This is a genomic window from Marinobacterium aestuariivivens, assembly GCF_042661465.1.
GTDB lineage: Bacteria > Pseudomonadota > Gammaproteobacteria > Pseudomonadales > Balneatricaceae > Marinobacterium_A > Marinobacterium_A aestuariivivens.
Window position 1 is genome coordinate 2012240 of sequence record NZ_JBHSWE010000001.1, and the last position, 12657, is coordinate 2024896.

The window sequence follows — 12657 nt, forward strand, 5'->3', positions numbered from 1 at the left end:
CCAGGCTACCTTCGAGCGTCCGCTAGTTGGAACGCGCGCAGCGAATTCCGACAAAGGGTCAACCGCTGGCCTCGTCGCCCCGGTAACCCTCGATCCTTTCCATGATGAAATCGATGAACAGCCGCACTTTGGCGGGCAGGTACTTGCGGTGCGGATAGAGCATCTGCACCTCGCGAGACTGAGGTCGGTAGTCGGGCAAAAGCGAAACGAGGCGCTGTTTCTCCAGGGCATCGTCAACGACATAGTGGGGAAGGTTGGCGATCCCGATACCGGCGGCCACGGCATCGGCGGCGGTCCGAAGCTCGTCGAAGATGAGTCGCGGTCTGATCTGCAACTCGTGCGACGTGCCCTCCCGGTCCGTGAAGATCCAGCTTGGCGAACGCCTGGAAGCGATTATCGGATAGCGGGCAAGGTCTTCCAGACTGGCCGGCATGCCAAGACGTTCGACCAGGTCCGGACTGGCGCACAGGCAGAAGCGGGAGCTGAACAGGGGGCGGGAGATCCAGTCGGGAATACCGATCTCGCCAATGCGAAAGGCAATATCGACGCCTTCATCCTTAAGGTCGATATTGCGGTTGAGCAGCATCAGGTCCAGCTCGATACCCGGATGCTCGGTCATGAACTCGAAGAACCAGGGATTGAGCAGCTCGTTCGCCAGGCTCACCGGGGCGGTGATCTTAAGCTTGCCGCTCGGCGAGGTCAGCTCGCTGTCGATGCCGGAGGTCGCGTCCACCAGGTCCGCATACAGCGAATGGCAGCGGTTGTAGAACAGCCGACCGGCCTCCGTCAGCGACAGCTTGCGTGCGCTGCGGTAGAGCAGCTTGTAGCCCAGGTCCTCCTCGAGCTGCTGTATCCGGCGACTGAGGGTCGAGGTCGGAATCTGCAGCTCGGTGGCGGCTGCGATATAGCTGCCCCGCTCGACCACCCTGACGAACAGATATAGATTCTGGAAGTCCATCGCGTCATCCCAAATACGGAATTTGATCTCCCAAAGATACCTGTAAATTTCGCTTTTCGCATTTTATAGAATACTCCGAAGCCATTACCGGAGATAGAAGCCCCATGACAGCCCTGACAGAGGCTCTTGCCACCGCGCTTATCGAAAGAGCCGAAGAAAAAGCCAGGGAGATCGGCGTCAGTGTCTGTATCGCCATAACCGACAGCGGCGCTCATCTTGCCGCCTTCAAGCGCATGGACGGGTCCTTCACCGGCTCGATCGATGTCGCCATCGGCAAGGCCCGGACCTCATCGCTGTTTCCGCTGCCTTCCGGCGATTTCGGCAGCCTGATCCGGCGCGAACAGCTGACCGGCATGGAGCTTTCCAACCAGGGGCTGATCGGCTTTGCGGGCGGCCAGCCCTGCGCATCGAAAACGCCCTGATCGGGGCGATCGGCATCTCCGGTGCAACGGCCGAGCAGGACGACACCATCGCCCGCCACGCAATCGCCGAGGTGACCACATGACGGCATTGAAACTCAGCATTGTCGACCAGTCGCCGGTCCACGACGACAAGACCCAGGCGGCGGCGCTGTCGGACAGCGTCAGGCTCGCCCGGCTGGCGGACGGTCTCGGCTACCATAGATTCTGGGTCGCCGAGCATCACGGCACGCCCTCCTATGCCAGCTCCGCACCCGAAATCCTGATCGGGCAGATCGCCGCCGGCACGCAACGAATCCGGGTCGGCAGCGGCGGGGTCATGCTGTCCCACTACAGTCCCTACAAGGTCGCCGAAGTGTTTCGCACCCTGGAGGCCCTGTTTCCCGGCAGAATCGATCTCGGGGTCGGGCGTGCGCCCGGCGGTGCCGGGCAGACGGGCGCGGCTCTGGCCTATCCCGATCTGCCGACGCCTGTGAACCACTTTCCCTACCTGCTGGAGGCCCTGACCGGCTTCATCGACGGAGGTCTGCCCGAGGGGCACGCCTTCGATAACCTGCCGACAACCCCGCAAGGAGGCGATACCCGGCCGCAGCTCTGGGCGCTCGGCTCCAGCGACGGCAGTATCGAGCTGGCGGCGCAGCTGGGCTGGGGATTCGTGCTGGCACTGTTCATCGGCACCCACGAGCGTCCGGCGGACATCATCAGCCGCTACCGCAAACTGTACCGTCCGCGACCGGACACCGTCGGCACGCAAGGCAGCGCCATGACGGCCAGCGCCGTCATCTGCGCCGAAACCGCCGAGGAGTCGGAACTGCTCGCGGCCTCCCATACCTACTGGAAGCTGCAGGCGCATCGCCACGGCATTCGTGAAGGGATCCTGCCGCCCGAACGCTGCATGGACCTGTACGCCAGGCTGTCGCCCTCCGACAAGGCGTTCTTTGACGCGACCCGCGACAGCATGATTACCGGTACGCCGGAACAGTGCCGGGCACAACTGGAAGCCCAGGCCGAGTATTACGGCGTAGACGAAATACTGATCGTGGCGGTTACCCACAGCTTCGAGAAACGCTGCGAGAGCTACCGCAAGCTGGCGGCCGCATTCGACCTCGGCGCGTAAGGACCAAAGCCCGAAACCGGCGGGCACCTCGGTGCCGAATTGACACCCCTGATGGGCTGCGCGACGCCCTGACTGCAGAGGGATCGGATATCCCGTGCACCAGCGTCGCTCAACCCATCCTCTCATAGCTTAGTCAACTCCTGTTTCTCACTGTTTTACGGTGTCTCTTGGCAACACGGATTTGTGACCTGCGGTTAGACTGCTGCAGATTGAGGTCCGTGTTGTTTGCCAGGGTGCCAAGAGCGGTCTTTCTGTCCCGGATTGACCTTCATGGGGTACGCCTAACCTCTCAGTATCGGATGTCCGCTTGGTGGCATCGACTCAGTTACCTTGGGCATGTCGGTCCATGAAGTATCCCGGGGCGTGCCTCGTGACTCCGGAAGGGCCTGCAAGGGCCTCAGGATGGGTCGAAGGTCACGCCCAAGGACACAAAGGGTTGCTCGTATCGTCTGGTGTTAACGCATGGTCGATTGCTTCCGTTCGGTTGTAGCGTTTGGCGCCATTGTCGACTCAGTCGTCAGGCCGCCTTGAGTGCGGGTAGCGCCGCGACATTGAACAAGCGGTTCGGATCAAAGATCGCTCCGCGCCCGACGTGCCAGAGTGCCCGCACCAGCTTGCGCATGATGGCGGTGATCGCCTTGCTCTTGCTGCCACCATCCCGTTGCGCCTTTGCCTCGGCCCAATGCTTCACCACCCGGTTGTGTTTGAGCCACCTGAGCGCCGCCCAGTACAGGTAGCGGCGGGCAATACTGGGGCCGCGCTTGGTGATCTTCAGCTGACCCTTGTGTTTGCCGCTGCTGCGCTCTTTCAGGTTGAGGCCCAGTGCCTTCAGGTAATGGGCCGCACTGGGATAGTCCTGTGGCGAGCCTAGCTCAGCCAGCAGCATCAGGGCTGTGACACGGCCCACGACGGTGTGCAGGCGTGACAGCATCTCATCATCGGCCAGGCGGGCCTCCAGACGCCGCTCCAGCTCCCTAATCGCCAAACGCTGGGCCAGCAGGTCCTCGGCCAGTGTCTGCAGCAGGTACCGCTCGGCGTCCTCGCACGCCCTCCCAATGGTGGTCTCGGCACTGGCCAGCAGCTGTGCGCTGGTCTCGGGCTTCAACCCGGAGCGCCCGGTTCGGCACATCAGCTGCAGCGCCTCCTCCGGAGCTGCCCGCACGGCGGCAGGAGAGCCGTAGTGTGCCAAGGTTTGCAGCAGCGTGACGGAGTCCAGTGACAGGATGTGGGGCGCCTCCGGCCAGTGCCGGGCCAGTAGCGCCTCCAGCCGATTCAGGCTGCGCTGGCTGCGTTCCTGGTACATCTCCAACAACTTCAGCTCGGCTTTCAACTCGCGTTGCTGTGCCGTCGGCTCGATCCAGCGCTCGGTGTTATTTTCCGGTGCAGCCGGCCGATGACGTAGCAGGCCTTGGCATCGTGCATGCTAGGCACGCCATCGTAGAGTTCCGCCGCCTTATTAGTGCGATTGGGGGCCGCTCGGTAGACCGGGATCCGGGCCTGATGCAGCAGATCGAATAGCGGGTCGCCATAGGTGCCGGTCGGCTCCATGACGACCACGAAGTTCATGCCTGCCAGCTGCGCCTGCAGCGTCTCCACCAGGGCCCGTGTCTGGAGCGGGTGCTTCCAGCGCAGGATGACGTGCATCTGACGATCAGGCGTCATCAGGGTGGCGTAGAAGTCAATCTTGGCAACATCGACAGCCACCACGACCGGCTGGTTCTTCAGCTTCTCACGGACATTGGCCCAGTCAACATCTTGCAAAGCTGTGCTGCGAAATTTACGCTTGCTCATCTGGGGGACACCTTCTGCTTCCTTACTTCGCTTGGAACGGGTCGTTATTTCGATGACGACCCTCGAGGGTCCCCCTTCCTACCAGAATTTCTCCCCAGTTATAACTGACTACTATTTGGTTCGTGTGAACTGGCATACACTGAATCCGGACGGCCCTGGAAGCGGATGCGATGCTCGACGAATACTGCGAACGCCTCGGTCCCGGCCTGCTGGCCGAGCCGCTGAACGTGCTGAGCAACCTGGCGTTTTTCATCGCCGCCTGGTACCTGTGGCGGCTCGCGAACACGCGGGGTGGCGCCGGCGCCGAGGGCGGCCTCCTGCTTGGGCTGCTCGTCTGCATCGGCAGCGGCAGCAGTCTCTACCATACCTTCGCGACGCACTGGGCACGCTGGCTGGACGTCATCCCGATCCTGCTGTTTCAGCTCTTCTTTCTGTGGCTCTATGCACGCAGGATCATCGGCCTGGGTCGGTTGTGGATCTGCGTCCTCGAAGGGCTGTTTCTGGCGGCCGGTGCCCTGATGTACCTGGACCCGACACTGCTGAACCGCTCGATCCTCTACCTGCCGGCGCTGGCCTTTTTGCTCGGTCTCGGGCTCTGGCACCGCAGGCATGCGCGGGAGCCCCGGCTGCTGCTGCTGTCCGCTGCCGTCTTCCTGCTGTCACTGACGTTCCGTACCCTGGATCTTGCGCTTTGTGACCGGCTGACCGTTGGCACCCACTTCCTCTGGCACCTGCTCAATGGCCTGGTCCTCTACCTGGCCGTTCGGGCCTGGCTGGTGAACCGTCCGCCTGCCCGTTGAACTGTGGGTAATCAGACTGTGAATAACTTCGAACCGGCTGCTCGTTGAAACTGCACACAATAACTGTTTGCGGTTCTGTGCATAAGCTTGTGACAAGCGTCTGACAGTTACCCACAAAGCCCGCTGTCACTGGGGCTGAGAAAATTGATCAACAGATCGTCCAATCCGGGAAAAAAGACCTGTGGAAAAAGGTCCGGCGAAGGGCTGCGGGCATCATACCCACAGTTTCCACAGAGTTATCCAACGCGAAGCATCGATGAGCGATTACATATCCCACTCTTTCATGACGATATGAGTCTTGACCCGCACCATCTTGGGAAACTGTTCGATGATGGCCCGGATCTCCAGCAGACGTTCCATCGTAGCGGTCTCGACGTAGAGCAGCATGTCGGTCTCGCCGCTGATGCCGCAGCAGCGTTTGACCTCGGGCAGCGTACGGATCTGCGCCACATACTCCTCGCAACGGCTGTTCCGGTAGACCAGTTCCAGAAAGGCCCGCACCGCCGGGCGCTCGGGCGAAGCGATGCGGGCATGATAGCCACGGATGATTTCCTGCTGCTCGAGATGGCGGATGCGCTCGCTGACCGCCGTGCGCGACAGGTTGACCTCGCGCGCGATCCGGGCGACGGGCATCCTGGCGTCGTTGCGCAGCAGGGCGAGAATCTGGTGGTCGAACTTGTCCAAGGTGTTTTTCCGATGCCGATTGTCCATTGTCCCGGCGGCGATACGCCGCCTGACAGATCGTCGCCGGTTTCCGACGATGTGCCGGTCAATGACGCCGCTTTGCCAGCTCCGCATCCGCCGGGGGCTCCCTAATATATATCAGCAACCTCCCAACACCTATGGACCGGGCTTTCGCGCCGTGCCGGCGTTCGTGGGGAGGGCAACAACTATCCGATCGAGAACCCGACCATGAGCCGTTTGACCCAGGAACTGAGCCTTCTGCAGGGGATCGGTCTGCTGACCACCTCGCTGCTCGGTACAGGCATATTCATCGTTCCCGCCGTTGCCGCGAGTCTGGCCGGCCAGGCCTCGCTCTGGGCCTGGCCGCTGCTGATCCTGCTGGTGCTGCCCATCGCCTTCACCTTCGCCCAGTTGGGCAGGCGCTACCCGCATGCCGGCGGAGCCCTGCCCTGATCGGTCGCGCCTTCGGTGCCCGCATGGAGCTGGCCACAGCCTTCCTGTTCCTGGCGGTGATACCCGTGGGGCTGCCGGCGGCCCTGAAGATCGCCACCGGTTTCGGCCACGCGCTCTTCGATCTCACGCCGCTGCGCGAATTGCTCGTCCAGCTTGCGACCCTGGGCCTTATGCTGCTGCTCGGTCAACGCCCGGCCCGCGCCTCCGGCCTGGTACAGACCGCGATCGCCGTGCTTATCACCGCCACCGTGGTATCGGTCTGGTGGCGAGGCGGATTGCCGCGGGAGTCGCAGGCGCTGCTGCCGGTGACGAATCTGGAGTGGCAGGCGATCCCGGCCGCACTGGCGGTGATGTTCTGGTGTTTCGTCGGCATCGAGGCCTTTACCCATCTGGGCGAGGAGTTCAGGCATCCGCAACGGGACTTCCCGCTGGCATTGCTGGCCGGCGTGCTGCTGGCGGGCCTGGTGTACTGGGGCGCTTCGGTGGCCGTTCTGAGTTTCGGCACCTACGGCGACGAACAAGGCAACGCCACCTCGCTGCCGCAACTGCTGACGCTGTTGTGGGGAGACGGGCTGAGCTGGCTGGCGGCGTTAATCGGCTACCTGGCCTGTTTCGCCTCGATCAATATCTATCTGCAGGGGTTCGCACGCCTGGTCTGGAGTCTGGCCGACGAGGGCAAACTGCCGCGGGCGCTGGCGCTGCGCAACGGCCAGGGGGTACCGGCGCGGGCGCTGGCGCTGGTAACGGCCGGTTGCGGCTGTTTCGTGCTGTTGTCCTGGTGGCAATCGCTCTCCATCGAAGAGCTGATCCGCTATGCCAACGGCAACTTCGTGCTGGTCTATCTGCTGAGCATGGCGACAGGCTGCGTCCTGCTCAGGGGCGTCTGGCGCCTGCTGGCCGCGATCAGCACCCTGTTGTGCGGCCTGACGCTGGCACTGCTCGGTATCCAGATGCTCTACGCACTCGGATTATTGGCCCTGTTCCTCGTGCTCGGCAGAGTCTGGCCGAGCGGTCTGTTCGCACCGGGGCGGCGCTCCTACCGGGAAAGCCGTGGCACCTTGCCGTAGGAGCCTCGCCCCCGAGGCGAACAACGTTGGCACAGAGGTCGTTCGCACCGGGGCGGCGCTCCTACCGGGAAAGCCGTGGCACCTTGCCGTAGGAGCCTCGCCCCCGAGGCGAACAACGTTGGCACAGAGGTCATTCGCACCGGGGCGGCGTTCCTACAGGGAAAGCCGCAGCACCTTGCCGCAGGAGCCTCGCCCCCGAGGCGAACGAAGTCCGCAATATATGCTGTGCATAAAACGCCTGTACATAACTGGCTCAGAAAACAGCTTTAAACTATGCACAGTATCTGTTGGCGATATTGTGCATAACCCTTTGACAACCCCCTTGAAGTATCCTGCAAGGCCCGTTTCTAAAGGCTTTGTGGAAATTGATCAACAGACCAGCCAGATATGAAAAAACCGGCCTGTGGAAAACACCGGCCGGCAAAGGGTGAGACTTGATACTCAGCTTATCCACAGAGTTGTCCCGGATAGCATTGATCAGGGGGAATACTCTGAAGCAACCCCGCCCTGGCGGCGGGCAGGTCTACGTCGCTTACTGCTGGGCAACGGCCTCCGAGGGGCTGTCGAGTACCGCCTGCAGATGGTGCCCGAGATCGGCATGGTGGATCAGGCCGGAAAGCGGGCGAATCGCTGCGTCCGGTCCCCAGGCGATGACATTGACCGGTGTATGGGTATGAGTGCCGGTTCCCCAGACAACATTCTGCGCCTCGGCCAGCTCGCGGCCGATCAGGTTGTGCTGGATCTCGTCGCCATAGACATAGAACGCCTGAAAGTCCCGCACTTTCGGAAGACGCGCCGCGGCCAGATAATCGTGATCCGGAGTCAGGTAGGGATTCTCGGTGGTTTCGAGTATCCGTTCGGCCTGCTGCTCGGTAACCGGAAACGCATTATCCGCGCTGATGACCCGGGCCAGGGAGGCCGCGTTGCGCTCGTCTTCCGGCAGCCCCGCATACTCGCTCATCATGTCCGGAAAGCTCTTCTGCTGGGCATAGATGGCGTCGAGCAACGAGGTGGCGCCGAAGTTGAAATTGGGCTGGTAGTCCTGCGAGGCGAACGCCGGGCCCGGCAGGGCTTTACCCTTGGGCAGGCCCGCGGCGGAATAGCTGAACCCGAACGAGCCGGTCTCGTGGTCGGCGGTGACGATCACCAGGGTGTCGTCGCGACCTTGGACCCAATCGTGAACGTAGCCGATCGCCTCGTCGAACTTGACCATCTCGTGCAGCATGGTGCCGACGTCGTTGTTATGGCCGGCCCAGTCGATTTGACCGCCCTCGACCATCAGAAAGAAACCGTCCTCGTCCTGGCTCAGCACCTTAAGTGCCTCAGCCGTCATCTCGGTCAGGGTCGGTTCCCGGCGGGCCTCGTCGTCGCGGCTGTGGCTGTAGCGGATACCGTCCATCATGCCGGAATAGGCGAAAAGACCCAACACCTTGCCGCCATCAACGGCCGCCAGCTGATCGCGATTGAACGCCAACTGATAGCCCTGGGCCTGCGCCTCTGCCAGCAGGTCGCGGCTGTCCTTGCGCTTGGACTTCAACGTCAGGCCCTCGCCGGTCAGCGCCTGCAACTGCCGATAGACTTCGCCCTTGTCGTTGATCTCCTTCGGTATCCAGTGGCGCAGGCCACCGGAGAGCATCACGTCCGGGCCGGTTTCCAGCATCTGCACGGCGATCTCGTTTTCCAGCGAACGGTGCGGCTGGTGCGCGGCGAAGGCTGCCGGGGTCGCATGGGTGAGGCGGGTGTCCGACACCAGGCCGGTCGCCTTGCCCAGACGCTTGGCCTTTTCCAGGACGGTTTCCTGCGGATACCCCTGATTGTCGACGCCGATCACTTCCGATACCGCAGCGCGGCCCAGCGCCAGCTGGGTGGCAGAGCAGGCGGAGTCGACCACCAGAGCGTCGTGCGGATAGGTCATCGAGATCCCGGCCATACCTTCGGTCGCCAGCTGATGGATCGCCGTATCACGCCCCTGATAGATCGAATGCGGCGCCAGCCGGGCATAGCTTTCCAGCAGGCCCACCTGTTGCGGCCCCATGCCATCGCCGATCATCAGGATCACGTTCTTGACCGGCGCCGCCAGCACCGCGCCCGAAAACAGGCAACCGCAGACTGTCGCCAGGCCAAGAGAGTTGAGTCGTTTCATAACAGTTCCTTCTTGTTGTTGTTGAAACAAAGCGGGATCCGCAGGGCTCCCAAGGGAAAAGCTTAAATCCGTATCGGCACTTGCCGTTCATCATGAACGGCCGTGCCGATACTGCAGCATTGGAATTTCCGATGGTGCACCGCGAATCAGGCGGCTGTGGCACCGAAATGCTTGCCCAGCAGGGCGTGGTAGAAGTCGCGGTCGCGCAACACCCCGACCAGGCTGTCGCGCTCCTTCAGCAGTACCGGCTGGCCGGTCTGATAGCGGATCTCCAGCGCCTCGCGCATCGAGATCTCGGGGCTGGCCACCACCAGGGTATCCTGATCGAGGCTCCTGACATCGGCGCCTTTCTGCCACTGCTGCACCTGCAGTGCCTGTTCCTGGCGGCCGGCACCGATCAATTGACCGGCTTCGTCCATGCGCAGCCAGGTGTGCTCCTGACGGTTCAGCACCACCAGCTCGTCCAGACGTTCCAGTTCCGCCATGCCGGTCATCAGCGAGCGCCCGCGCAGCACGTTGAGCGGGTTGGTGTGGGCAACGAAGTTCTTCACGTAGTCGTTGCAGGGGTTGAGCACGATGTCCTCGGGGCGGCCGTGCTGGATGATCCGCGCCGACTCCATGATGGCGATATGGGAACCGATCTTCAGCGCCTCGTCGAGGTCGTGGCTGACGAACAGAATGGTCTTGTTGAGCCTGCGCTGCAGCTCGATCAGTTCGTCCTGGAGCTGGTTGCGGATCAGCGGGTCCAGCGCGGAAAAAGGCTCGTCCATGAGCAGAATGTCGCTGTCCATTGCAAAGGCCCTAGCCAGGCCAACGCGCTGCTGCATACCGCCGGACAGCTCGTGGGGCAGCTTGCTGCTCCACTCGGCCAATCCGACCATTTCCAGTTTCTCCATCGCCCGCTGCTGTCGCTCGGCCTTGCCCATACCCTGCATTTCCAGACCGAAAGCGACATTCTCGAGCACGCTGAGCCAGGGCATCAGCGCGAATTTCTGAAACACCATCGACACGCGCTTGCTGCGCATATGGCGAAGGGTTTTGGCATCACAACTGGCCATGTCGACCATGCGCTCGCCATCCTGCACCAGCAGCTCGCCGCGGCTGATGGGGTTGAGTCCGTTGACCGCGCGCAGCAGGCTGGATTTGCCGGAGCCCGACAATCCCATCAGCACGCAGATTTCGCCGCGCTGCACTTCCAGACTGGCACCGTGAACACCGACCACCTGGTTGGTGCTGTCGATGATCTCCTGCCGGGTCTTGCCCTGGTCCAGCAGCGCCAGGGCCTGGTGTGCTTTCCTGCCGAACACCACATCGAGGTTGCGAATACTGACAGCCGCCATGATCAGGACTCCTCTTTGGCGCGGGGATTCTTGCAGATGCGGTCGAGGATGATGGCAACCAGCACGATGGCCAGGCCCGCCTCGAAGCCCTGCGAAATATTGACGGTATTGAGCGCCCGCACCACCGGCTTGCCGAGTCCGTCGGCACCGACCAGCGCCGCGATCACCACCATCGACAGCGACAGCATGATGCACTGGGTGATGCCGGCCATGATGTTGGGCATCGCCGCCGGCAGTTCGACCTTGAACAGCAGCTTCATCGGCGTGGCGCCGAAGGCGCGGCCGGCCTCGAGCAGCTCTTCCGGTACCCGGCCAATGCCGAGACAGGTCAGGCGGATCGGCGCCGCGATGGCGAAGATGATGGTCGAGATCAGACCCGGGACGACACCGAGGCCGAACAGCACCAGCGTCGGAATCAGGTAGACAAAGGTGGGGATCGTCTGCATCAGGTCCAGTACCGGCCGCAGCAGGGTATAGACCCAGGGCTTGTGGGCCGCCAGGATGCCCACCGGAATGCCGATGAGTATCGAGATGAAGGTCGCGCTCAGCACCAGCACGAAGGTCTCGAGCATCTCCTGCCAGTAGCCGAGATTGAGGATCAGCAGCAGCGAGGCGACGACGAAGAGCACCAGCGGGATACTGCGGTGCAGCAGCCAGGCGATTGCCGCGGTCAACAGGATGGGGACCCAGACCGGGAACCACTGGAACAGTGAAACCAGGTTCAGGATCAGCCATTCCAGCGAAATGGCGACGGTATCGAAAAAGCCGGCGGCATTGAAGGTCAGCCAGTCGACGAACAGCTCCATCCAGTGGCCGAGGGGTATCTTGTGATCGGTTAACCAGTTCATAGCGCGGTTTCCTCAGGGCGAACGAATCCAGGCGCCATGCCCGGGGGCATGGCGACGGGTTTTCTGACAGTCATCGGAAAGCGATCAGAGCTCGAGATGAGTCCTGAGTGCCGCCAGACCCGGCTGGCCATCGCGGGTCATGACACCCTCGAGCCAGGCGTCTAGCACCTGCGGATTGCGCTGCAGCCAGCTGCGGGCCGCATCGCGCGGCTTCTGGCCGTCATCGAGAATGGCCCCCATGATCTCGTTCTCCATCTGCAGCGAGAACGCGAGGTTGGTCAGCAGCTTGCCGACGTTCGGGCACTCGGTAGTGTAGCCCTTGCGCACATTGGTATAGACGGTGGCGCCGCCGAAATCGGGGCCGAACCAGTCGTCGCCGCCGCTGAGGTATTCGATCTCGAAATTGGAGTTCATCGGGTGCGGCGCCCAGCCGAGGAAGACGATCCACTGGTCGCGCCGCACGGCGCGGCTGAGCTGGGAGATCATGCCCGCTTCGGACGACTCCACCAGCCGGAACCCCTCGAGGCCGAAGGCGTTGTCGTCGATCATCTTCTGGATCAGGCGGTTGCCGTCGTTGCCCGGCTCGATGCCGTAAATGGTGTCCTTGAACTTGTCGCGGTATTTGGCCAGATCCGCAAAGCTCTTCACACCGCCGTCATAGGCCGCTTTCGACACCGCCAGGGTATATTTGGCACCCTCGAGGTTGGCGCGCAGGGTCTCCACCGTACCGGCCTCGCGATATTTGGCGATATCGCCTTCCATCGTCGGCATCCAGTTGCCGAGGAATACATCCAGATCGTTGGCCGCCAGCGAGGTGTAGGTCACCGGTACCGACAGCAGATCCGTACGGCTCTTGTAGCCGAGTCCCTCGACGATCTCCGAGGCGACCGCGGTGGTCGAGGTGATATCGGTCCAGCCGACATCGGCGAAGCGCACGGTCTCACAGCTGTCGGCCAGGGCCGTGGTGCTGATACCCGCCGCGATTGCAGTGCTGAAAAGGGCGTTGCGAAGTTTCTTCAGGGAGGTGTTCATAGTCA

General features: G+C 62.4%; 12 protein-coding genes and 1 pseudogene. 5 read left to right on the forward strand and 8 right to left on the reverse strand.

Annotation, left to right across the window (positions count from 1 at the left end):
• Positions 1–58 precede the first annotated feature (58 nt).
• Positions 59–958: a LysR family transcriptional regulator gene (locus ACFQDL_RS10490; RefSeq protein ID WP_379908970.1), complete on the reverse strand. Its 900-nt coding sequence runs from the start codon at positions 956–958 to the stop codon at positions 59–61.
• Between the two features lie 104 nt (positions 959–1062).
• Here ACFQDL_RS10490 and ACFQDL_RS10495 point away from each other — a divergent pair.
• Both ACFQDL_RS10495 and ACFQDL_RS10500 read left to right on the forward strand, forming a co-directional pair.
• A pseudogene (locus ACFQDL_RS10495) lies at positions 1063–1463 on the forward strand (GlcG/HbpS family heme-binding protein).
• Positions 1460–2494 carry an LLM class flavin-dependent oxidoreductase gene (locus ACFQDL_RS10500; RefSeq protein WP_379908971.1) on the forward strand — a complete coding sequence of 345 codons (1035 nt, stop codon included), beginning with the start codon at positions 1460–1462 and terminating at the stop codon, positions 2492–2494. The pseudogene ACFQDL_RS10495 and the gene ACFQDL_RS10500 overlap by 4 nt, the downstream one beginning before the upstream one ends.
• Before the next feature lie 517 nt (positions 2495–3011).
• On the opposite strand, the gene ACFQDL_RS10505 is transcribed toward ACFQDL_RS10500, so the two are convergent.
• Positions 3012–3824, reverse strand: coding sequence for a transposase (locus ACFQDL_RS10505; protein WP_379908972.1), 813 nt, complete (start codon positions 3822–3824; stop codon positions 3012–3014).
• A complete protein-coding gene (locus ACFQDL_RS10510; protein ID WP_379908973.1) occupies positions 3821–4285 on the reverse strand; it encodes an IS110 family transposase in 465 nt (154 codons plus the stop codon). The genes ACFQDL_RS10505 and ACFQDL_RS10510 overlap by 4 nt, the downstream gene beginning before the upstream one ends.
• 170 nt (positions 4286–4455) lie before the next feature.
• Here ACFQDL_RS10510 and ACFQDL_RS10515 point away from each other — a divergent pair, with 170 nt between their 5' ends.
• Positions 4456–5085: a ceramidase domain-containing protein gene (locus tag ACFQDL_RS10515; RefSeq protein WP_379908974.1), complete on the forward strand. Its 630-nt coding sequence runs from the start codon at positions 4456–4458 to the stop codon at positions 5083–5085.
• A 264-nt stretch (positions 5086–5349) separates the two neighbouring features.
• Here ACFQDL_RS10515 and ACFQDL_RS10520 read toward each other — a convergent pair whose 3' ends face one another.
• The gene (locus tag ACFQDL_RS10520; protein WP_379908975.1) at positions 5350–5769 is read right to left on the reverse strand and encodes an Lrp/AsnC family transcriptional regulator; all 420 of its coding nucleotides are present in this window, start codon (positions 5767–5769) and stop codon (positions 5350–5352) included.
• Between the two features lie 228 nt (positions 5770–5997).
• Between ACFQDL_RS10520 and ACFQDL_RS10525 the strand changes: the two genes are divergently transcribed.
• On the forward strand, positions 5998–6222 hold the full coding sequence (locus ACFQDL_RS10525; RefSeq protein WP_379913494.1) for an amino acid permease: 225 nt from the start codon (positions 5998–6000) through the stop codon (positions 6220–6222).
• Positions 6222–7289, forward strand: coding sequence for an L-methionine/branched-chain amino acid transporter (gene yjeH / locus ACFQDL_RS10530; RefSeq protein ID WP_379913007.1), 1068 nt, complete (start codon positions 6222–6224; stop codon positions 7287–7289). Before ACFQDL_RS10525 ends, yjeH begins: the two co-directional genes overlap by 1 nt.
• 532 nt (positions 7290–7821) lie before the next feature.
• On the opposite strand, the gene ACFQDL_RS10535 is transcribed toward yjeH, so the two are convergent.
• The 4 genes from ACFQDL_RS10535 to ACFQDL_RS10550 form a co-directional block, all read right to left on the reverse strand.
• The gene (locus ACFQDL_RS10535; protein WP_379908976.1) at positions 7822–9432 is read right to left on the reverse strand and encodes an alkaline phosphatase; all 1611 of its coding nucleotides are present in this window, start codon (positions 9430–9432) and stop codon (positions 7822–7824) included.
• A 146-nt stretch (positions 9433–9578) separates the two neighbouring features.
• Positions 9579–10772, reverse strand: a complete 1194-nt coding sequence (gene choV / locus ACFQDL_RS10540) for a choline ABC transporter ATP-binding protein (protein ID WP_379908977.1) — start codon at positions 10770–10772, stop codon at positions 9579–9581.
• A gap of 2 nt (positions 10773–10774) precedes the next feature.
• The gene (choW, locus tag ACFQDL_RS10545; RefSeq protein WP_379908978.1) at positions 10775–11620 is read right to left on the reverse strand and encodes a choline ABC transporter permease subunit; all 846 of its coding nucleotides are present in this window, start codon (positions 11618–11620) and stop codon (positions 10775–10777) included.
• Positions 11621–11704: 84 nt separating this feature from the next.
• On the reverse strand, positions 11705–12652 hold the full coding sequence (locus ACFQDL_RS10550; protein ID WP_379908979.1) for a choline ABC transporter substrate-binding protein: 948 nt from the start codon (positions 12650–12652) through the stop codon (positions 11705–11707).
• Positions 12653–12657 lie beyond the last annotated feature (5 nt).